We start from the raw sequence: 19,292 nt of genomic DNA, 5'->3' as shown, positions 1-19,292 counted from the left end.
GAGCGTGCCGATTGAATCAGCACTGTCTGATTGAAGCATGGAGGCAGGGCACGCCATCGTCAACAGAAAATGCTGCATACAGAATACAAAAGACTTGATGCAGAATTTTGAATAACGTATGAAAGCCGTCGAAAAGCATGAAGTGGAGGACATCTCACATGACGACCAATGGTGCTGCCGCTAACGGCGCGCGTCCTGTTATCGCGCTTGCCATGGGCGATCCTGCCGGCATCAGCCCTGAGCTGACCGCCCGCCTGCTGGCTCTTCCCGAAATCAAAGAGGCTGCACACATCATCACGATCGGCGATCGCCGCATTCTGGATGAAGGTGCCAAGGCTGCAGGCCTGACGCTCGATCTGGAGGCCTCAACGCTTGAAGATCTCGACAAGGCCGGAATGACCCGCCACGTCTTCGTAGATCTCGGCCATCTCGATCCGGCAGACGTCGATCGCGGCGAGGCGACGCTTGCTGGCGGCACGTTCGCAACGCGGAACTTCCGCACGGCCCTGGAGCTTGCTCATTCCGGCAAGGCCGAAGCCGTCTGCTTCACGCCCTTCAACAAGAAGGCGATGCGTTTTGCCTATCCGGGCTATGACGATGAAATCCGTTTCGTTGCCGACGTGCTCGGCTTCACCGGCAAGGTTCGCGAATTCAACGTTCTCGAAAAGGTCTGGAATGCACGCGTCACCTCGCACATTCCGCTCAAGGAAGTGGCCGATAACCTCTCGATCGAGGGCATTATTGCCGAGCTCGAATTGACCCGGGCCTGCCTCAAGGAGGCTGGTCACGAAGACGCAAAGATCGCGGTTGCCGGCCTTAATCCGCATGCCGGCGACGGCGGCAGCTTCGGCATGGAAGAGATCGATATCATCGAGCCGGCGGTCGAAAAGGCCAAGGCGCTCGGCTTCAATGTCGATGGGCCGTTCCCGGCCGACACCGTTTTCGGTCGTGCTCTCAAGGAGGGCTACAACGCCGTCCTTACCATGTACCACGACCAGGGTCAGATCGCGATGAAGCTCATGGGCTTCGACAAGGGCGTGACGATGATGGGCGGCCTGCCGTTCGCGCTCTGCACCCCTGCGCACGGCACTGCCTATGACATCGCCGGCAAGGGCATTGCCGATGTCGGCGCAAGCCGCGAAGCGGTTCTGCTCGCAGTTCGCATGGCGAAGAAAAAGGCTGCCCTCAACGCTGCTGCCTGAATTCGCACGCTTTCAATCACTACCGGCGCAGGAGGAGGTCTTGCGCCGCATCTCACCCAATGGGAGGACTAGACATGAAAAAATCCGTTTCACTCGCATGCATCATGGCAGCCGCATTCGGCGTTGCTGCTCCGGCCTCGGCTTTCGAGCCCGACCGTCCGGTTGAATTCGTCGTTACGGCTGGCCCGGGCGGCGGCACGGACATCTTCGCGCGCACGATCCAGGCGATCATCGGCAAGTACGAACTGATGAAGGCGCCCGTCGTCGTCACCAACAAGGGCAGCGCCGGCGGCGCCGAAGGTTTCGTCTACACGGCGACCAACAAGGGCGACGCCTACAAGCTGGCATTCGGCACGAACAATGCATACCTGCTGCCGGTCCGCGCCAAGGTACCCTACAAGGCCGAAGACCTGACACCGGTTGCAGCGCTTGCCTCCGACGAGTTCATTCTCTGGGTCAATGGCAAGGCATCGTACGCAACGGCTGCAGACTTTGCCGCAAAGGCCAAGGAAGGCGGGCTGAAGATCGGCGGAAGCCAGTCCAAGGACGTCGACCAGATCCTCACCTCGATGATCAACGAGGCGACCGGCGCGACCATCAACTACATCCCGTTCAAGAGCGGCGGCGAAGCGGCAGTCCAGCTCGCAGGCGAACACCTCGACGCCAACGTCAACAACCCGAGCGAAAACCTCGGTCAGTGGCAGGCCGGCATGGTCAAGCCGCTTTGCGTCTTCAAGAGCGTCAAGCTGACGAACGATGCCAAGGTTGCCGGAGACAAGGGCTGGAGCGACATTCCGACCTGCAAGGAAACCGGCATTGCCATCGACAACTACTCCATGCCGCGCACCGTCTGGCTGCCGGCCGGCGTTGAACCCGATGCGGTCAAGTTCTATGCGGACCTGATGCGCAAGGTCTCCGAAACGCCGGAATGGGCGAAGTACCTGGCCGATACCTCGCAGTCTCCCGCTTACATCGCTGGCGAAGACTTCAAGGCCGCCATCGAGATGGACGGCGCCGCAGTCGGCGAAGTTCTGAAGCGCGAAGGCTGGCTCGCCAACTAAAACTGGCGATATATCGGGACGGGCGCTGCTGCAGCGCCTTGCGTCAAGTCTGACGCCGAGAGGATGCTTCAGAGCGCCCGTCAACCGGTTCGAAAGGTCACGATCATGAGTGAAAACAGTGCGAATGGGCTGTCGCGCTTCGCGGTGGAGCTTGGCGTTGCCACGTTGACGGGTATCTTCGGCGCAGCCGTCTGCTATGGCGCCTCCGATGTCGGCGCCGGATGGAGCGATTTCGGCCCGGAGGCCGGCTATTTTCCCTTCTACATCGGCGTTCTGATCATTCTGGGAAGCGTCGCAAACGCGATCGGTGCGTTCGTGAAGCATCGTGGCACCGGTGATATCTTTATCGACGGTGCCCGCGCCCGCGTCGTTGCCTCTTTCTTTTTGCCCCTGATTGCGTTTGCCGGCGTCTCCGCCTGGCTCGGTCTCTATGTCGGTACTGCGCTCTACATTGCCGGCGCGATGCTCTTCCAGGGTCGCTACAAGTGGTGGATTTCACTGCCGGCAGGCGTTGCCGTTTCGCTCTTCTTCTTCATCGTATTCGAGATCGGCTTCAAGGTTCCGCTGCTGAAGGGACCGGTCGAGGCCTGGTTCGGGATCTACTGACCCCGACCCCATAAAAGTTTCCCCGGGAGGAATGACATGGAAAATATCGGTCTTCTGATCGATGGCTTCGGCCACATCCTCAGCTGGAATCACATCCTGCTGATGATGGTCGGCGTCACGCTCGGCATTCTCGTCGGCGTTTTGCCCGGCCTCGGTGCGCCAAACGGCGTATCGCTGCTATTGCCGCTGACCTTCTCCATGGATCCGATCTCCGCCATCATCCTGCTCTCCTGCATGTATTGGGGAGCGCTGTTCGGCGGTTCGACGACATCCATCCTGTTCAATATCCCGGGTGAGCCTTCGTCGGTCGCGACCACCTTCGACGGCTATCCGATGGCGAAAGCCGGCCAGGCGAGCCGCGCCCTGACGCTGGCCTTCGTCTCCGCCGGTATCGGTGCGCTCGCCGGCGTCGTCATGATCACGCTTCTGTCGGGCTGGGTCGCGAATTTCGCGCTGCGCTTCTCGTCGCCTGAATATTTCGCGGTCTACTTCCTTGCCTTTGCTAGCTTCATCTCGATGGGTGCACAATCGCCGTTCAAGACGCTTGTCTCGATGATGATCGGTTTTGCGCTGGCATCTGTGGGCATGGACACGATCTCCGGCGACCTGCGCCTGACCTTCGACATCCCGACGCTGATCAAGGGCGTCAGCTTCCTGATCGCCGTCATGGGCCTCTTCGGCATCGGCGAACTGTTGCTGACAACGGAAGAAGGCCTGCGCTTCGAAGGCATCAAGGCGCGCGTCAAGCTCGCCGAAATCGGCCGCACCCTGGTGGAAATCCCGCGCTACTGGCTGACGATCGCCCGCTCGACCATCATCGGCATCTGGATGGGCATCACGCCCGCCGGTCCGACCGCAGCCTCCTTCATGAGCTACGGCGTTGCCCGCCGCTCGGCGCGCGACAAGTCGAAGTTCGGCAAGGGTGATCCACGCGGCATCGTAGCCCCCGAGACCGCCGACCATTCGGCCGGCACCTCCGCACTGTTGCCGATGCTGGCGCTCGGCGTTCCCGGCTCGGCCACGGCCGCCGTCATGATGGGCGGGTTGATGATCTGGGGCCTCACGCCCGGTCCGATGCTCTTCACCGACCGTCCCGATTTCGTCTGGGGCCTGATCGCCTCGATGTATCTCGGCAACGTCGTCGCCGTCATCCTGGTGCTTGCCACCGTGCCGCTCTACGCCTCGATCCTGCGCGTGCCGTTCTCGATCATCGGCCCGATCATTGTCGCCGTCATCTTCTCCGGCGCCTACCAGGTGGCAAACTCCGTCTCCGATATCTTCATGGTCATCGGCTTCGGTGTGCTCGGCTACGTCTTCAAGAAGCTCGATTATCCGCTGGCGCCGCTGGTGCTCGCTATGGTGCTCGGCGACAAGGCGGAGGACGCCTTCCGCCAGTCGATGCTCCTGTCGAGCGGCTCGCTCAACATCTTCTGGTCGAACGCGCTGGTTTCGTCCCTGATGGCGCTTGGCCTGGCAATGCTGCTGTCGCCCGTCGTCTTCGGACTGATCGGCCTGGTTCGCAAACGCAAGCGCGACGGTAGCGCGGCGGCTTGACGGAGCCGCCGCACCAAACATTAAGACTTGGGGGAAACGCCATGGCCAATGCGACGCGCAAATGGAACCGTGACACCTGGCCGATCGCGGCCGCGATGATCCAGTATCCAAACATTCTTGCGGATGGTCGATCGGTTCAGGACCAGTCGGTCGAGGAATGGGCGCTGACACTCGACGACGTCGTCGATGCCGGCTTCACCGAGCTTGATCCGACCGATAGCTGGATCCGGCTTGCGGATCTGTCATCGGCCAGGCTCGAAAGCTTCGTCAAGTTGACGCGCGATCTCGGCCTGACCATGCCGGGCATCTCGACCGCACGCCGCAGTGTCATCGATCCCGTTCATGGCGACGAGTACCTTGCCTACGGTCACAGGGTAATAGAAACGGCAGCTGCAATCGGCGCGGGCTCGGTCTCCTTCGGCTTCTTCGGTCCCCTGACCGATGCGCAGAAGAAGGCGCTGTGGTTCTGGACCGTCGATGGTGTCAAGAACCCCGACGATGCCGCCATCTGGCAGAAGGGCGTGTCGCGCATCCGTGAGCTTGGCCGCCATGCCGAAGAGCTGGGCATCGAGCTGGCGCTCGAGATGTACGAGGATACCTATATCGGCTCGGCCGACAGCGCCGTGCGCTTCGTCACCGATGTCGGCCTTGCCAATGTCGGCATCAACGCCGACCTCGGAAACCTGATCCGCCTGCATCGTACGGTCGAGCATTGGCAGGACATGATGGCAAAGGTTGCGCCCTATGCCAAATACTGGCACGTCAAGAATTACAACCGCACCGAGGACGAGACGTCGGGGCTGATCGTTACCCATCCGGCTCCGCTGGAGTTCGGTGTGATCAACTACCGGACCGCCATTCGTTTGGCGCTTTCCCACGGGTTCCAGAGCCCGTTCCTCTGCGAGCATTATGGTGGCGATGGCCTTTCCGTCAGCGCGACCAACCGGGATTATCTGAGGCGCATTCTGCCTCGCGACTAAGGGAATAAGTAGCGATGACCACGATCTTTGACGCACCGGAAGATTTCGCCGTAACCGCGCTCGCCGGCTTCAGCTCCATCTATGCCCGCAATGTCCGCCTGGTGAAGGGCGGCGTCGTGCGCTCGACCAAGGTGCCGAAGGGCAAGGTCGCGGTCGTCATTGGTGGCGGCTCAGGCCATTACCCGGCCTTTGCCGGCTATGTCGGCCCGGGCCTGGCGGATGCGGCCGTTGCCGGTGACGTCTTTGCCTCGCCGTCGACCGCTGCCGTCGCGCGCGTCTGCCGCCATGCCGACCAGGGCGGTGGCGTGCTGCTCGGCTTCGGTAACTATGCCGGCGACGTGCTCAACTTCGGCGTCGCTGCCGAGCGGCTTCGGGCCGAAGGCATCGACGTGCGCATCGTCCCGGTGACCGACGACGTTGCCAGTGCCGCGGCTGACACCGCTGCCAAGCGCCGTGGCATTGCCGGTGATCTCGTGGTGTTCAAGATCGCAGGCGCTGCCGCCGAAGCCGGTCTGTCGCTGGACGAGGTCGAGCGCATCAGCCGTTTTGCCAACGACCGCACGGTCTCCTTTGGTGTGGCCTTCGGCGGCTGCACGCTGCCGGGCGCCAACCATCCGCTTTTCACCGTTTCTAAGGGTGAAATGGCACTAGGCCTCGGCATTCACGGCGAGCCTGGCATCAGCGAAGAGAAGATCGTCTCGGCAACCGAGCTTGCCAAACTGCTTGTCGGCAAGTTGCTTGCCGAGCGCCCGGACGGAACCAAAAAGGTCGCACCGGTGCTGAACGGTCTGGGCTCGACCAAATACGAGGAACTTTTCGTTCTCTGGGTCGCCGTCGAGAAAGAATTGAAGGCGGCGGGCCTCGAAATCGTCGATCCGGAATGCGGCGAGTTTGTCACCAGCTTGGACATGCAGGGCTGCTCGCTGTCTCTGCTCTGGCTCGACGAAGAGCTTGAAACCTACTGGCGCGCGCCTTGCGATGCGCCGGTGCTGCGCAAGGGCACGATCATCAGCGCCGAACCGGCGACCGACGTCATTTCCGATGAGGACGGGCCGGCGACCTTCGCCCCTGCCTCGCAGGCGTCGAAGGAAAGTGGCAAATGCATTGCCCGGTTGATCGGCAAAGTCGCCGATGCCCTGAAGCAGGCCGAAGACGAACTCGGGCGTATCGATGCCTTTGCCGGCGACGGCGACCACGGCCAGGGCATGCGCCGCGGTTCTGCGGCGGCTCAGGACGCCGCTGATGTCGCAGCGGCCGCAGGCGCTGGCGCTGCCAGCGTGCTCGCAGCTGCAGGAGATGCCTGGGCCGATCGCGCAGGCGGAACCTCCGGTGCGATCTGGGGCCTCCTTCTTCGCTCCTGGAGCAACGCGTTTTCAGACGACGACAAACCGTCGGACGCGGCCATCGTCGAAGGTGCGCGCCTTGCGCTCGAAGGTGTCACCCGTCTCGGACGCGCCCGCGTCGGCGACAAGACGCTAGTCGACGCGCTCGTACCGTTCGTCGACGCGCTGGAGCGCGAATTCGGGGTCCACAAGTCACTGATCGCGGCCTGGGAGATCGCAGCCAAGGCCGCGACCGATGCGGCCGATGCCACCTCGAGCCTGACGCCGAAACTCGGTCGGGCCCGTCCGCTTGCCGAAAAAAGCATCGGCCATCCGGATGCCGGTGCGGTGTCGCTGGCGCTGACCGCCCGCGTCGCCGCTGATTTTCTGAAGGAATCCGTCGACGGCTGATAACGTCGCCCGGTTCATTCCTCGCAAAAAGGGCGCGGGTCCTCCCAACCGCGCCCTTATTGTTGTCTTGCGCACTGCTGCGTGGGCAGCTCAGACACAAGCGGTGTGCCAGCAGAACCTTGACTGAGATTTGATCATCAATGGCGAGCGGTGATGCCTACAGCTGCCGACCACAATGGTGTTCACCATGATTGGGCGCGGCAGATGAAAAACGGGCTTACCAAGTGCCATCCGCTTCGCGAAGATAGCGGCCAGCGACCCATCCCTTGACGCCTCTGCGGTTTTCGACCTGACACCACCTTGTGCCGCCGTTGATAGCGCAGCCTCGATTGCGCAGGATCTCGCCGTTGCGGGCCGTATCGAGGATGCGATCGCGCGCCGATGGCGCGGCGCGCAGGTTCAGCACGTCGCCGGCCGGAACCTCGCTGACACGCCAGGTGTCGGGGCCGCCTGCCAGACCGTCGGCAAAATCCGGGCTTGTCGTGGCTGCCTGACCGGTTGCTTCGGCCGACACCGTCAGCGTGTATCGGGCGCGTTCGTTGCGGCGTGCGGCGTTGCGCATCAAGTAGACGTCAATCACGTGTTTGCCCGATACCTCCGCGACAAAGCTCGTGCTCCCTCCGGAAACAGACCCGTTGAACAGCGCTGACTCTGCACCGGGTGCGATAACGTTGAAGTAGTTGCTCCGATTGCTGGTATCGAGCTGTATGCTGACGCGCTGCCCACGTTTCACATCGAGAACATATCGGACGGATTCACGCCCCGTGATCGAGCCTTTGATGCTCGCCGAGGAGGCCCCACGCAGGAAGCGAATCGTTTCCGTTCGGATATCCTGAGCCAGTGCGGCGGAGAATATCACTGACATCACGAGAGAAACAAAAGCAGTTAGAACCAGACGCATGGTCACTCCTTGCCCGTGACTAGAGATCGAAGACCTGACAGACAACGCCGTTCGTGCCTTGAGTTGTACTCAGGAAATTGAGCCCGTGCAACGCGGTTGGGTTGCCGTCCTGCGCAAGCTCTGCACGTGGTTTGCCCTTAAGTTATAGCGTTCGATGACCTCGTTCACTATGCGCCAGGTGCCAAGCTCTCCTAAACGATCTGCGTTTTTGACTTCATCCATCCAACGACGGTCCACCTCCCGTCGCTCATCGATGGATGGCGATCACAGATCACGGCTGGCAGACAATTTGGGGATGGTGCAGCGGCTCCGTTCAGGTGTAGCGCACCAGAAATTCTTCCGCCGTTAGGTCGCGGAAATCATCGAGGGCCTTGCGCAGGCGCAGATGGTCCCAATCCCACCAGGCGAGGCTGTCCATACGTTCGCCGATGCCGTCATTGAACCGATCGCGGATGAGCTTGGCCGGCACACCGCCGACGATCGTGTAGGGGGCGACATCCTTGGAGACGACAGCGCCGGCTCCGATCACTGCGCCATTGCCGACATTGACGCCGGGCAGAAGCGTTGCGCCGTGGCCGATCCAGACATCGTGCCCAATGCTGACGCGGTTGGACCGGCGCCAGGCGAAGAGATCGTGATCGACTTCGGTATCGTCCCAATAGTTCGGCGCGCGGTAGGTGAAGTGGTGCAGGGTTGCGCGCCAGGTCGGGTGGTTGGTGGCGTTGATGCGCACAGCGGCGGCGATGTTTACGAACTTGCCGATCGTCGCGCACCAGATGGAGCCGTCCTGCATGATGTAGGAATAGTCGCCGAACTCGACCTCTTCCAGGCGCGAGCGCTCCTGGATTTCGGTGTAGCGGCCGAGCGTCGAGTTGTTCACGCTGGCCGTCGGGTGGATGAAGGGCTCGAGCCCGAGTTTCTGGCTCATGCGGCAGCCTTTCGCGGCGAGAAGGCCGACACGTCGAGAATGCGGTCGGCAACCGCGTCGCGCACTTCCTCATCATGGAAGATGCCTATCAGGGCCGTGCCCTTCGCCTTCTTCTCCGCGATCATTTCCACGACCACCGCACGGTTTTTCGCGTCGAGCGAAGCCGTCGGTTCGTCGAGCAGCAGGATCTTGTGGTCGGTGATGAAGCCGCGGGCGATATTGACGCGCTGCTGCTCGCCGCCGGAGAAGGTCGCCGGTGGCAGGGACCACAGCGCCGTTGGCAGGTTGAGCTTCGATAGAAGCTCGGCGGCGCGTGCGCGGGCATCCTCGATGGCGACGCCACGCGCCTGGAGCGGCTCGGCGACGATATCGAGCGCCGACACCCGCGGCACGACCCGCAGGAACTGGCTGACATAGCCGAGCGTTGCGCGCCGGACTTCCAGCACGGTGCGCGGTTCGGCGGTGGCAAGGTTCACCAGCTTGCCGTCATGCTCCATCAGGATCTGGCCTTCATCGACGCCGTAATTGCCGTAGAGCATTTTGAGGATCGAACTCTTGCCGACGCCCGAGGGGCCGCCGAGCACGACGCACTCACCGGCTTTCACGGAGAAGGTGACGTTGGCGACGACGGGCAGGCGGATACCGTCGCGCAGGTGCATGGTGAAGCTCTTTGCGACTTCGGAAACAACAAGGGGCGTAGCCATGGTACTTACTTTCCTTTGCGCATGATCTTGGCCGAAAACCGATTTTCACTTTTCGGGATCATGCTTCAGACCTGCAAAATGGAGGAGACGAGGAGCTGGGTATAAGGCTCGCGCGGATCGTCGAGCACGCGGTCGGTCAGGCCCTGCTCGATGACGGCGCCGTCCTTCATCACCATCATGCGATGCGACAACAGCCGGGCGACGGCGAGATCATGGGTGACGATGATGGCCGCAAGCCCGAGGTCGTGCACCAGACCGCGCACCAGATCGAGCAGGCGCGCCTGGACAGACACGTCGAGGCCGCCGGTCGGCTCGTCCATGAACACGAGACGAGGGTTGGTCACGAGATTGCGGGCAATCTGCAGGCGCTGACGCATGCCGCCAGAAAAGGCGCGGGGCTGATCGTCGATGCGGTCGATACCGATCTCCACCCTCTCCAGCCAGTCGCTGGCGGCGGCACGGATGTTGCCATAGTGCCGGTCACCGACGGCCATCAGCCGCTCGCCAACATTGGCGCCGGCCGAGACCGTCATCCTGAGGCCATCTGCCGGGTTCTGATGGACGAAGCCCCAGTCGGTGCGCATCAGGAAGCGCCGCTCGGCCTCGCCCATGCGGGCAAGGTCACGGTACTGGCCGTCACGCATATGATATTCGACGATGCCCGAAGTCGGCATCAGCCGGGTCGAAAGGCAGGACAGAAGCGTCGTCTTGCCCGAGCCGGATTCGCCGACGATCGCCAGCACTTCGCCTGGAAAGAGGTCGAAGGATACGTTCCGGCAACCGATGCGGCTGCCATAGAATTTCGAGACATCGTTGACTTTAAGGAGCGGTACGGCACTCATTCTGCGGCTTCCTTTCGGGCAAGCATATGTCCGGCATGGCCGCAGTCGCGGCGGTCTTCGCAATGGTCGGTGTCCGAGCAGACGAACATGCGCCCGCCCTTGTCGTCGAGCACCACTTCGTCGAGGTAGACGTTCTCGGCGCCGCAGAGCGCGCAGGGCTTGTCGAACTTTTGCACTTCGAAGGGATGATCCTCGAAATCGAGGCTGACGACTTCGGTATAGGGCGGAACCGCATAGATGCGCTTCTCGCGGCCGGCGCCGAAAAGCTGCAGCGCTTCCGACATGTGCATCTTCGGATTGTCGAACTTCGGCGTCGGCGAGGGATCCATCACATAGCGCCCCTCGACCTTGACCGGATAGGCATAGGTGGTGGCGATGTGGCCGTTGCGGGCGATATCCTCATAGAGCTTCACATGCATTAGCCCGTATTCTTCGAGCGCATGCATCTTGCGGGTCTCGGTCTCGCGCGGTTCGAGAAAGCGCAAGGGTTCCGGGATCGGGACCTGATAGACGAGCGTCTGGCCTTCGCGAAGACCTTCTTCGGGAATGCGGTGGCGTGTCTGGATGATCGTCGCTTCCTTGGTCTTGGTCGTGACCGCGACAGCGGCGACCTTCTGGAAGAAGGCCCGGATCGACACGGCGTTGGTGGTGTCGTCGGCACCCTGGTCGATGACCTTCAGCACGTCCTTGGGCCCGAGGATCGAGGCGGTGACCTGCACGCCGCCGGTGCCCCAGCCATAGGGCATCGGCATCTCGCGCGAGGCGAAGGGAACCTGGTAGCCGGGGATGGCGATCGCCTTCAGGATGGCGCGGCGGATCATCCGCTTGGTCTGCTCGTCCAGATAAGAAAAGTTGTATGTGGCGAGGTCATTCATCTCAGAGTACCCTCAAAAGAGTCGTTCGGTGACGAGGCAAAGACGTGAGCGAAATATTCTTCTGGTTCGCCATTCTCTTCATCATCGGTTCTGCCGTGGCCGGATTGGCCCACCTTGCCAGTATTGGTCGTCGCATCCGCGAGGCGGAGACGGGCGGAACGCCTGTCAACCGCAGAAAGGGCTGGCTCTTTGAAGCTGTCGTCGGCGATGGCGATGGTGGCGGCGACGGCGGCGGGGACTGAGGCGTCTACGAACTGCGGTGTCATTCGGCGGCCTCCTTCAGGTCGTCCGGGCCGCCGGTGCGGGCAGCGTCATAGTCGCGGCGCATGCGCCGGACGAGATCGAGCTCGGCCTGGAAATCGACGTAATGCGGCAGCTTCAGATGCTCGACGAAGCCCGTTGCCTGCACATTGTCCGCGTGCGAGATCACGAATTCCTGGTCCTGGGCCGGCGCGACGATGTCTTCGCTGAATTCGTCGGTCCTGAGGGCACGATCGACCAGCGACATCGACATCGCCTTGCGCTCGCTCTGGCCGAAGACGAGGCCGTAGCCGCGGGTGAACTGCGGCGGCTGCTTGGCCGAACCCATGAACTGGTTGACCATCTGGCACTCCGTCACCCTGATGACGCCGAGTGAGACGGCAAAGCCGAGCTCGGGCAGGTCCAGTTCGACTTCGACCTCCCCGATGCGCACTTCCCCAACGAAGGGGTGTGTGCGGCCGTAGCCGCGCTGGGTCGAATAGGCGAGCGCCAACAGAAAGCCCTCGTCGCCGCGGGCGAGTGCCTGCAGACGCAGGTCGCGGGCCATAGGAAACTCCATCGGCTCGCGGGTGAGGTCGCCCATCACGTGGCCTTCGGGCATGCGGCCGTCGCCTTCGATCAGCCCTTCGCCGTCGAGAATGTCGGAGACGCGCATCACACGTTCGCCCGGCTCCTTGACGGCAGGTTCCTTGACAGAGGCGTCATCGATCAACGAGGGATCGAGCAGGCGGTGGGTATAGTCGAAGGTCGGACCGAGCAATTGGCCGCCGGGCAGGTCCTTGTAGGTGGCCGAAACGCGGCGCTCGACCTTCATGGTCGCGGTGTCGACCGGCTCGGAATAGCCGAAGCGCGGCAAGGTCGTGCGGTAGGCGCGCAGGATGAAGATCGCTTCGATCATGTCGCCGCGCGCCTGGCGAACGGCAAGCGCTGCGAGCTCCCGATCGTAGAGCGAGGCCTCAGCCATGACGCGGTCGACGGCGAGGCCGAGCTGTTCGACAACCTGCTGGATGGTGATCGACGGCAACGTTCGGTCGCCGCGGCGGCGGTCTGCAAGGAGACGGTGGGCGTTGGCAATGGCGGCTTCGCCGCCCTTTACTGCAACATACATGGACTATGCCTCCTGTCGGACAAGGCGGGTGGTGCGCGGCAGGCAGAGAACGCTGTCGCCTGCTGTCAGTACGAGGTCGATGCCGCGTGGGAAGATGGCGCGGTTGGCACTCCAGAAGTCGAGGAAGACTTCAGGCAGGCCGCGCACGGCGATGGTGACTTCGTCCCGGATGCCAGGTCCGCGCGCGGTGAGCGGTTCGCCACCGGAAAGCGCTCCGATCTCTATGACAAGCGTCGTCGAGCGATCCGGATATTCCTGGGTGCCGAGGGAAAACTGGTCGAAGCCCGGGACCGGTGCGCCCTTTTCGACAAAGGCAAAGCGGGCATCCGTCTTGCTGTCAGTCACTGCTGCGCCGGTGTGGAACGCGATCCATTGCGGAACTGCAGACTTGGCAAGGGCCGGCGTCAACCAGACGGGCGTGTCATGATCGCAGAGCGTCAGGGCGACGGCTCCGGCGGCAGTGCCCATCGGCGCCGGCGGAACGCTCGACGCGCCAAGGCGAATGATCTGTCCCGGACGGGCAAAGCCGTCCATCAGGCTCTTGAAGACGGACTGGGCGGAAAAGACCGGATCGGCGAAGGCGCCGGCGAAGATTTGCGATTGGCTGGCCATCAGTCGTCTCCGCGAACCATGGTGAAAAAGTCGACGCGTGTTGCAGCGGTTTCCTCAGCCGTGCGGCGGTCTTCCGCTTCGATGCGCGCAGCGATCTGCCGGTGAAGAGCCTCTACGGCTGCGCGGTCTGGATCGCGCTGGAAAAGGGCATCGAAGATGGCGGCAAGGCGGGCCCGCTGCTTGTCTGTACCGAGCAGTTGCCCATGGCCGATTTCGCCGGTCGATAGCCGGACCGTGGCGCGCGACACGGTTGCTTCGCCGAGGTTGAAGGCATCGCCGCCGCCGCCGATGCGGCCGCGCACCATGACGAGGCCGGTCTCCGGGCCGCGAACCGGGGAAACGTCGGGCTTGTCGGCAATCGCTGCCCAGGCTGTATTGAGTTCTTCAAAAGACGCGCGGGCGAGCAGCCGCATGCCTTCCTTGCGTGCCATATCCGGGCGTGCCATGTCCGGCGGGCTTTCCTGTTTCAGCTTCGCATCCATCACTTTCACCTCAAATGTCTATTGATCTAGACAAGTGTACATCTTATACCTTTCCTTAGCGGCAGGAAATGACAGGCTTGTGACATGGCAATTCGAAAAGTGGTTGAACGGCAGACAGGCGTCGCGCTCTGGCGGCAGATCGCCGACAGGATCCGGTTGGCGATCAGCAACGGTGATTACGATGCCGCCGGCATGGTGCCGCCCGAAACGGTTCTGGCCGGCGAGTTCGGCGTCAACCGGCATACGGTCAGAAGCGCGCTCGCAGCCCTTGCCGAGGAGGGCCTGGTCCGCGCCGTCCAGGGCCGCGGCACGATGATCGAACGCAAGGAGCGGGTCAGCTATCCGATTTCCCGCCGTACCCGCTTCTCACAAGGGCTCGGTCGGCAGGTGAAGGAGATCGGCACCCGCCTGCTCGGCCATGCGGAACTACGGGCATTCGGCGAGATCGCCACGTCGCTGGGCATTGCGCCCGGCGAACCGGTGATCGAACTGCGCACGGTCAGCAGCGGCGACGGCAGGCCGTTGTCGGTTTCGTCAAGCTATTATCCCGCCGCGCGTTTTCCGCGCATGGCGGAGGAATTCGAGCAACTGCATTCCGTCACCAAGGCGTTTGCCGCTCATGGGCTCGACGACTATGTGCGCGTTTCGACTGAGATCGTCGCCCGTCATGCCGACGGCGACGAGCTTTCCAAGCTGAAACTCTCGGCAGGTGCGATCGTGCTTGAAACGCATTCGATCAACGCGGATCTCGACGGCAAGCCGGTGGAGTATTCCCGCAGCTGTTTCGCCGCCGACCGCATGAAGCTCAAGATCGAAACGTAGGCCGCTCGCGGCAACAGCGGCCGAACTCTCCGGGGCGCTTCGCCGCCGGCGTTAACGATCGAGACATGCGATTGCGCGAGAGGTCGGGCCGCAAGCTCAGGAGATGGTCGACGCAATCCGCCACATGAAGGCATTTCCACTTCTGAGGAAATAAGGCGAGACGCCGCATTTCCGACGCGTTCTTGCCGCATCACCAAGCCTTGCATCAGGATCCGCGCATTGGGAATTCTCCAGGGAGAATGGAAATGGCGACGTGGCGACCCGATCCTTCCTTTTATCCATCACCACGCATGGCGGCGAAGGCTCCGAAGGAAACCTTAGCCTATGTGGCGGCGTTTGATCCCGAACGAGCAAGGCCGGATGCCATCGCCGTCGTCGATGTCGACCCGACGTCGCCGCGCTACTCGCAAATCGTCGGGCAGGTCGACATGCCCAATGTCGGCGACGAGTTGCACCATTTCGGCTGGAATGCCTGCTCTTCCTGCCTTTGTCCCAACGCGCCGCACCCGCATGTCGAGCGTCGCTATCTGATCGTGCCGGGCTTAAGATCCTCGCGGCTCCACATCATCGACACCAGGCCGGATCCCCGAAATCCGAAGATCGTGCGTGTGATCGAGCCCGAAGAAATTGCCGAAAGGGCGAACTATTCGCGGCTTCACACGACGCATTGCGGCCCAGAGGGCATCTACGTCAATGCGCTGGCAGACCGCAACGGCAACGCGCCCGGCGGTATCTTCCTTCTGGATCACGAGAGTTTCGACGTGCTCGGCCAGTGGGAAATGGACCGCGGGCCGCAGAAGCTTGCCTATGATTTCTGGTGGCATCTCGGCCATGACACGATGATCACCAGCGAATGGGGCACGCCGGATACCTTCGAGAACGGGCTGGTTCCCGAGGTTCTGCTCGGTTCGAAATATGGCCGAAGACTGCATTTCTGGGACCTGCACAAGCGCAAGCACCTGCAGGAGATCGATTTCGGGGAGGAGCACCAGCTTGTCTTCGAGCTGCGGCCAGCCCACGACCCGACCAAGACCTACGGCTTCGTCGGCTGTGTCATCAGCCTAAAGGACCTCTCTGCATCAATCTGGACCTGGTATCGCGATGGCGACCGATGGGCGGTCAAGAAGGTGATCGAGATCCCGGCGGAGCCCGCCGACCCCGATCTGCTACCGCCGGTGCTCAAGGGTTTCAGCGCGGTCGCGCCGCTGGTCACGGATATCGACCTGTCGATGGATGATCGCTTCCTTTACGTCTCCTGTTGGGGCACCGGCGACATGATCCAGTATGATGTTTCCGATCCCTTCAGCCCGAAGGAGACAGGTCGGGTGCGGATCGGTGGCATCGTTTCGCGTGCAACCCATCCAAAGGCCAAAAACGGTGCGTTGAACGGTGGCCCGCAAATGGTCGAGATCAGCCGGGACGGCAGCCGCGTCTATTTCACCAACTCGCTTTACGGGGCGATCGATCCGCAGTTCTATCCCGAGGGCATCGAAGGCTGGATGGTCAAGCTGGATGTCAATGACGGCGGCGGGATAGCATTCGATGAAAAGTTTTTCGTCGACTGGCCGAAAGGCCATCGCCCGCATCAGGTCCGCCTCGAAGGCGGCGACTGTTCGTCCGATTCCTACTGCTATCCTTAAGGAGGGGCAGCCGTGCGGCCCGCTCAGGGCAAATGACGACCTTCTGGCCTTGGCTTTACCTTGCCGGCCTTGGCGCTTTTCACGGCGTCAATCCGGCGATGGGCTGGCTCTTTGCCGTGGCGCTCGGGCTTCACCGGCAGAGCCGGCGCACCGTCTGGCTGTCTCTCATTCCCATTGCCATCGGCCATGCCGTTTCCATTGCGGCCGTCCTCGCCGTTTTCGTCTCATTCGGCACGGCCCTGGATCCGAACAGCTTCCGGAAAGCTGCGGCCATGCTCATTCTTGGCATCGCCGGCTACAGCGCGCTTTACGGGCACCGTCACCGTGTTCGGGTCGGAATGCAAACCGGCATGGCCGGTCTTGCGGTCTGGTCATTCCTGATGGCGACGAGCCATGGGGCGGGTCTGATGCTGGTGCCGGCGGTCCTAAGTCTCTGCCTGGCAGACCGCGGGGGCGAACTCGCGATCGCCAGTTCCTTGCCGCTCTCGCTGGCCGCCCTGGCGGTTCATAGTGGTGTCATGCTCGCGGTCATCGCGGCGGTGGCGCTCGCCGTCTTCGAATGGCTTGGCCTTGCGGACCTGCGTTCCGCCTGGATCAACTTCGATCGCCTCTGGACCCTTGCTCTCGGCGCGACCGGTGTCGCGCTTCTTGTTCAATGAGCGACTGACCGCGCCTTTCGCTTGGAGCGGAATGAGGACATCAGATGTTGCGGCGCTTGCCCTCGATCAGGTCGAGCACGGCGCGGGCGGCGTCGAGCACGTTGGTGCCGGGGCCGAACACGGCCGACACGCCGTTGTCCATCAGATACTCGTAATCCTGACGCGGGATCACGCCGCCGCAGATGACGATGATATCCTCGCCGCCGCGCTTTTTCAGCGCTTGCGCCAACTGCGGCATCAGCGTCTTGTGGCCGGCGGCGAGCGACGATACGCCGATGACGTTGACCTTGCTTGTCACCGCCATGTCGGCCGCCTCTTCTGGGGTCTGGAACAGGGGGCCGGCCAGCACGTCGAAGCCGATATCCCCGAAGGCAGAGGCGATCACCTTGGCGCCGCGGTCGTGGCCATCCTGGCCGAGCTTTGCCACCATGATCTTCGGCTTGCGGCCGAGCTTGTCCGAGACCTCCCCCAGGCGTTCGGTGAGCACGGCCAGTTCCGGCTCGCCCTCATAGGCCTTGCCATAGATCTTGCTGACGACCTTGGGGGTTGCCGCGTGGTCGCCGAAGGCGGCGCGCATTGCGTCTGAAATCTCGCCAACAGTCGCGCGCGCCCGGGCCGCTTCCACTGCTGCGGCCAGCAGGTTCCCATCGCCGCTGCGTGCAAGGTCTGTAATCGTCGCCAGCGCCTTTGCCACATCCGCCGAGTTGCGCCGCCGTTTGGTTTCCTCGATCCGGCGGATCTGGGCCGCGCGAACGGCGGTGTTGTCAATCTCGAGGATGTCGATCGGCTCTTCGTTGTCGAGACGGTACTTGTTGACGCCGACGATGACTTCCTCGCCCTTGTCGACGGCCGCCTGGCGGCGGGTGGCCGCCTCTTCGATCAGCCGCTTTGGCAGGCCGGCATTGACTGCTTCGGTCATGCCGCCCATCGCCTCGATTTCCTCGATCAACGCCCAGGCTTTTTCGGCGAGCTCGTTGGTCAGGCTCTCGACATAATAGGAGCCGGCCAAGGGATCGACGACCTTGGTGACACCCGTCTCGTGCTGCAGGATCAACTGGGTGTTGCGGGCAATGCGCGCCGAAAACTCGGTCGGCAGCGCGATCGCCTCGTCGAAAGAGTTGGTGTGCAGAGACTGGGTGCCGCCAAGGGCTGCCGACATCGCCTCGAAGGCCGTGCGGATGATGTTGTTATAGGGATCCTGTTCCTGCAGCGAGACGCCCGAGGTCTGGCAATGGGTGCGCAGCATCAGCGACGACGGCTTCTTCGGCTCGAACTCGGTCATGATCCGCGTCCACAAGAGCCGTGCAGCCCGGAGCTTGGCGGCTTCCATGAAGAAGTTCATGCCGATGGCGAAGAAGAAGGAGAGCCGGCCGGCGAATTCGTCGACGTTCAAGCCTTTGGCAAGCGCTGCACGCACATATTCGCGGCCGTCGGCAAGCGTGAAGGCGAGCTCCTGCACCAGCGTCGCACCCGCCTCCTGCATGTGATAGCCGGAAATCGAGATCGAATTGAACTTCGGCATCTCCTTGGCCGTGTACTCGATGATATCGGCGACCAGGCGCATCGAGGGTTCCGGCGGGTAGATGTAGGTGTTGCGGACCATGAACTCCTTGAGGATGTCGTTCTGGATGGTTCCCGACAGCTTGTCGCGCGAAACGCCCTGTTCCTCGCCGGCGACGATGAAGGAGGCGAGGATCGGGATAACTGCGCCGTTCATGGTCATCGATACCGACATCTCTTCCAGCGGAATGCCGTCGAACAGGATCTTCATGTCCTCGACTGAGTCGATCGCGACACCCGCCTTGCCGACATCGCCCTCGACGCGCGGGTGATCGCTGTCGTAACCGCGATGGGTGGCAAGGTCGAAGGCGACCGAAAGGCCCTTCTGGCCGGCCGCGAGGTTCTTGCGATAAAAGGCGTTCGATGCTTCTGCCGTCGAGAAGCCGGCATATTGCCGGATCGTCCAGGGCCGGCCGGCATACATCGTCGCGCGGGGCCCGCGCAGAAACGGCGCGAAGCCGGGAAGGGAACCGACATGGTCGATGCCCTCAAGGTCATCAGCGGTGTAGAGCGGCTTGACGGCGATGCCCTCCGGCGTCTGCCAGGTGAGGCTTTCGGGCGATGCCTTCAGCTCGCGCTCGGCGAGGTTTTCCCAGTCCTTTATGGTTTTTTTGGTCATCGACGTGCTCCGCACTCTGCTTGTCCCAGCCAGCCCCTCATCCCCCTGCCGGGAGCTTCTCCCCGTGGGACGGGGCGAAGGAGGATACTGGCACTCTCGGCGCTCAACTTCCCTCCCCCCCGCGTGCGGGGAGAGGGGTAGGG

Annotated in this window: 19 protein-coding genes; 10 read left to right on the top strand and 9 right to left on the bottom strand. The window is 62.5% G+C overall.

The genetic code is table 11. From position 1 onward, the window contains the following. Nucleotides 1-158: 158 nt before the first annotated feature. The 6 genes from HT585_RS13630 (at nucleotide 159) to HT585_RS13605 (ending at nucleotide 7,136) form a co-directional block, all read left to right on the top strand. Nucleotides 159-1,202 carry a 4-hydroxythreonine-4-phosphate dehydrogenase PdxA gene (locus tag HT585_RS13630; RefSeq protein WP_176353451.1) on the top strand — a complete coding sequence of 348 codons (1,044 nt, stop codon included), beginning with the start codon at nucleotides 159-161 and terminating at the stop codon, nucleotides 1,200-1,202. A 74-nt stretch (nucleotides 1,203-1,276) separates the two neighbouring features. Beyond that, complete coding sequence (locus HT585_RS13625) at nucleotides 1,277-2,263, top strand: tripartite tricarboxylate transporter substrate binding protein (protein WP_176353450.1); 987 nt, start codon at nucleotides 1,277-1,279, stop codon at nucleotides 2,261-2,263. Between the two features lie 105 nt (nucleotides 2,264-2,368). Continuing rightward, complete coding sequence (locus HT585_RS13620; RefSeq protein ID WP_176353449.1) at nucleotides 2,369-2,869, top strand: tripartite tricarboxylate transporter TctB family protein; 501 nt, start codon at nucleotides 2,369-2,371, stop codon at nucleotides 2,867-2,869. Between the two features lie 36 nt (nucleotides 2,870-2,905). Further along, nucleotides 2,906-4,423 (top strand): tripartite tricarboxylate transporter permease, encoded by a 1,518-nt coding sequence (locus HT585_RS13615; protein ID WP_176353448.1) that lies wholly within the window; start codon nucleotides 2,906-2,908, stop codon nucleotides 4,421-4,423. Between the two features lie 41 nt (nucleotides 4,424-4,464). After that, nucleotides 4,465-5,403 (top strand): sugar phosphate isomerase/epimerase family protein, encoded by a 939-nt coding sequence (locus HT585_RS13610; RefSeq protein ID WP_176353447.1) that lies wholly within the window; start codon nucleotides 4,465-4,467, stop codon nucleotides 5,401-5,403. 14 nt (nucleotides 5,404-5,417) lie between these two features. After that, on the top strand, nucleotides 5,418-7,136 hold the full coding sequence (locus HT585_RS13605; protein WP_176353446.1) for a dihydroxyacetone kinase family protein: 1,719 nt from the start codon (nucleotides 5,418-5,420) through the stop codon (nucleotides 7,134-7,136). A 217-nt stretch (nucleotides 7,137-7,353) separates the two neighbouring features. Here the strand turns inward: HT585_RS13605 and HT585_RS13600 are convergent, their stop codons facing one another. From HT585_RS13600 to HT585_RS13580, 5 genes are all read right to left on the bottom strand, one after another. Then, nucleotides 7,354-8,037: an SH3 domain-containing protein gene (locus HT585_RS13600; RefSeq protein WP_246707735.1), complete on the bottom strand. Its 684-nt coding sequence runs from the start codon at nucleotides 8,035-8,037 to the stop codon at nucleotides 7,354-7,356. Between the two features lie 313 nt (nucleotides 8,038-8,350). Then, nucleotides 8,351-8,965 (bottom strand): DapH/DapD/GlmU-related protein, encoded by a 615-nt coding sequence (locus HT585_RS13595; RefSeq protein WP_176353444.1) that lies wholly within the window; start codon nucleotides 8,963-8,965, stop codon nucleotides 8,351-8,353. Continuing rightward, the gene (gene phnL / locus HT585_RS13590) at nucleotides 8,962-9,669 is read right to left on the bottom strand and encodes a phosphonate C-P lyase system protein PhnL (RefSeq protein ID WP_176353443.1); all 708 of its coding nucleotides are present in this window, start codon (nucleotides 9,667-9,669) and stop codon (nucleotides 8,962-8,964) included. Before phnL ends, HT585_RS13595 begins: the two co-directional genes overlap by 4 nt. A gap of 65 nt (nucleotides 9,670-9,734) precedes the next feature. Then, a complete protein-coding gene (phnK, locus tag HT585_RS13585) occupies nucleotides 9,735-10,511 on the bottom strand; it encodes a phosphonate C-P lyase system protein PhnK (RefSeq protein ID WP_077499183.1) in 777 nt (258 codons plus the stop codon). Further along, a complete protein-coding gene (locus tag HT585_RS13580; protein WP_176353442.1) occupies nucleotides 10,508-11,386 on the bottom strand; it encodes an alpha-D-ribose 1-methylphosphonate 5-phosphate C-P-lyase PhnJ in 879 nt (292 codons plus the stop codon). The genes phnK and HT585_RS13580 overlap by 4 nt, the downstream gene beginning before the upstream one ends. A 44-nt stretch (nucleotides 11,387-11,430) precedes the next feature. On the opposite strand from HT585_RS13580, the gene HT585_RS13575 reads away from it, so the two are divergent. Next, nucleotides 11,431-11,628 (top strand): hypothetical protein, encoded by a 198-nt coding sequence (locus HT585_RS13575; protein WP_176353441.1) that lies wholly within the window; start codon nucleotides 11,431-11,433, stop codon nucleotides 11,626-11,628. Nucleotides 11,629-11,648: 20 nt separating this feature from the next. Here HT585_RS13575 and HT585_RS13570 read toward each other — a convergent pair whose 3' ends face one another. Genes HT585_RS13570 through phnG form a run of 3 tightly spaced genes read right to left on the bottom strand, consistent with a single transcriptional unit; the run spans nucleotide 11,649 to nucleotide 13,849 of the window. Next, nucleotides 11,649-12,755, bottom strand: a complete 1,107-nt coding sequence (locus tag HT585_RS13570; protein WP_176353440.1) for a carbon-phosphorus lyase complex subunit — start codon at nucleotides 12,753-12,755, stop codon at nucleotides 11,649-11,651. Between the two features lie 3 nt (nucleotides 12,756-12,758). Next, a complete protein-coding gene (gene phnH / locus HT585_RS13565; protein ID WP_176353439.1) occupies nucleotides 12,759-13,367 on the bottom strand; it encodes a phosphonate C-P lyase system protein PhnH in 609 nt (202 codons plus the stop codon). Next, nucleotides 13,367-13,849 carry a phosphonate C-P lyase system protein PhnG gene (gene phnG / locus HT585_RS13560; protein ID WP_176353438.1) on the bottom strand — a complete coding sequence of 161 codons (483 nt, stop codon included), beginning with the start codon at nucleotides 13,847-13,849 and terminating at the stop codon, nucleotides 13,367-13,369. Before phnG ends, phnH begins: the two co-directional genes overlap by 1 nt. 84 nt (nucleotides 13,850-13,933) lie before the next feature. On the opposite strand from phnG, the gene phnF reads away from it, so the two are divergent. From phnF to HT585_RS13545, 3 genes are all read left to right on the top strand, one after another. Next, a complete protein-coding gene (gene phnF, locus HT585_RS13555) occupies nucleotides 13,934-14,671 on the top strand; it encodes a phosphonate metabolism transcriptional regulator PhnF (protein ID WP_176353437.1) in 738 nt (245 codons plus the stop codon). A 245-nt stretch (nucleotides 14,672-14,916) separates the two neighbouring features. After that, on the top strand, nucleotides 14,917-16,311 hold the full coding sequence (locus tag HT585_RS13550; protein ID WP_176353436.1) for a selenium-binding family protein: 1,395 nt from the start codon (nucleotides 14,917-14,919) through the stop codon (nucleotides 16,309-16,311). Nucleotides 16,312-16,343: 32 nt separating this feature from the next. Next, entirely contained in the window at nucleotides 16,344-16,970 is a 627-nt protein-coding gene (locus tag HT585_RS13545) for a hypothetical protein (RefSeq protein ID WP_176353435.1), read from the top strand. 40 nt (nucleotides 16,971-17,010) lie between these two features. Here the strand turns inward: HT585_RS13545 and scpA are convergent, their stop codons facing one another. Then, nucleotides 17,011-19,149: a methylmalonyl-CoA mutase gene (scpA, locus tag HT585_RS13540; protein ID WP_176353434.1), complete on the bottom strand. Its 2,139-nt coding sequence runs from the start codon at nucleotides 19,147-19,149 to the stop codon at nucleotides 17,011-17,013. Nucleotides 19,150-19,292 lie beyond the last annotated feature (143 nt).

The sequence above is a fragment of the Ensifer oleiphilus genome, from assembly GCF_013371465.1.
GTDB lineage: Bacteria > Pseudomonadota > Alphaproteobacteria > Rhizobiales > Rhizobiaceae > Ensifer > Ensifer oleiphilus.
This window is presented reverse-complemented; position numbering and strand designations above follow the sequence as displayed.

Coding starts and splice junctions, on each gene's coding strand:
- HT585_RS13630 (WP_176353451.1), top strand. CDS start 159: ATGACGACCAATGGTGCTGCCGCTAACGGCGCGCGTCCTGTTATCGCG.
- HT585_RS13625 (WP_176353450.1), top strand. CDS start 1,277: ATGAAAAAATCCGTTTCACTCGCATGCATCATGGCAGCCGCATTCGGC.
- HT585_RS13620 (WP_176353449.1), top strand. CDS start 2,369: ATGAGTGAAAACAGTGCGAATGGGCTGTCGCGCTTCGCGGTGGAGCTT.
- HT585_RS13615 (WP_176353448.1), top strand. CDS start 2,906: ATGGAAAATATCGGTCTTCTGATCGATGGCTTCGGCCACATCCTCAGC.
- HT585_RS13610 (WP_176353447.1), top strand. CDS start 4,465: ATGGCCAATGCGACGCGCAAATGGAACCGTGACACCTGGCCGATCGCG.
- HT585_RS13605 (WP_176353446.1), top strand. CDS start 5,418: ATGACCACGATCTTTGACGCACCGGAAGATTTCGCCGTAACCGCGCTC.
- HT585_RS13600 (WP_246707735.1), bottom strand. CDS start 8,037: ATGCGTCTGGTTCTAACTGCTTTTGTTTCTCTCGTGATGTCAGTGATA.
- HT585_RS13595 (WP_176353444.1), bottom strand. CDS start 8,965: ATGAGCCAGAAACTCGGGCTCGAGCCCTTCATCCACCCGACGGCCAGC.
- phnL (WP_176353443.1), bottom strand. CDS start 9,669: ATGGCTACGCCCCTTGTTGTTTCCGAAGTCGCAAAGAGCTTCACCATG.
- phnK (WP_077499183.1), bottom strand. CDS start 10,511: ATGAGTGCCGTACCGCTCCTTAAAGTCAACGATGTCTCGAAATTCTAT.
- HT585_RS13580 (WP_176353442.1), bottom strand. CDS start 11,386: ATGAATGACCTCGCCACATACAACTTTTCTTATCTGGACGAGCAGACC.
- HT585_RS13570 (WP_176353440.1), bottom strand. CDS start 12,755: ATGTATGTTGCAGTAAAGGGCGGCGAAGCCGCCATTGCCAACGCCCAC.
- phnH (WP_176353439.1), bottom strand. CDS start 13,367: ATGGCCAGCCAATCGCAAATCTTCGCCGGCGCCTTCGCCGATCCGGTC.
- phnG (WP_176353438.1), bottom strand. CDS start 13,849: ATGGATGCGAAGCTGAAACAGGAAAGCCCGCCGGACATGGCACGCCCG.
- phnF (WP_176353437.1), top strand. CDS start 13,934: ATGGCAATTCGAAAAGTGGTTGAACGGCAGACAGGCGTCGCGCTCTGG.
- HT585_RS13550 (WP_176353436.1), top strand. CDS start 14,917: ATGGCGACGTGGCGACCCGATCCTTCCTTTTATCCATCACCACGCATG.
- HT585_RS13545 (WP_176353435.1), top strand. CDS start 16,344: ATGACGACCTTCTGGCCTTGGCTTTACCTTGCCGGCCTTGGCGCTTTT.
- scpA (WP_176353434.1), bottom strand. CDS start 19,149: ATGACCAAAAAAACCATAAAGGACTGGGAAAACCTCGCCGAGCGCGAG.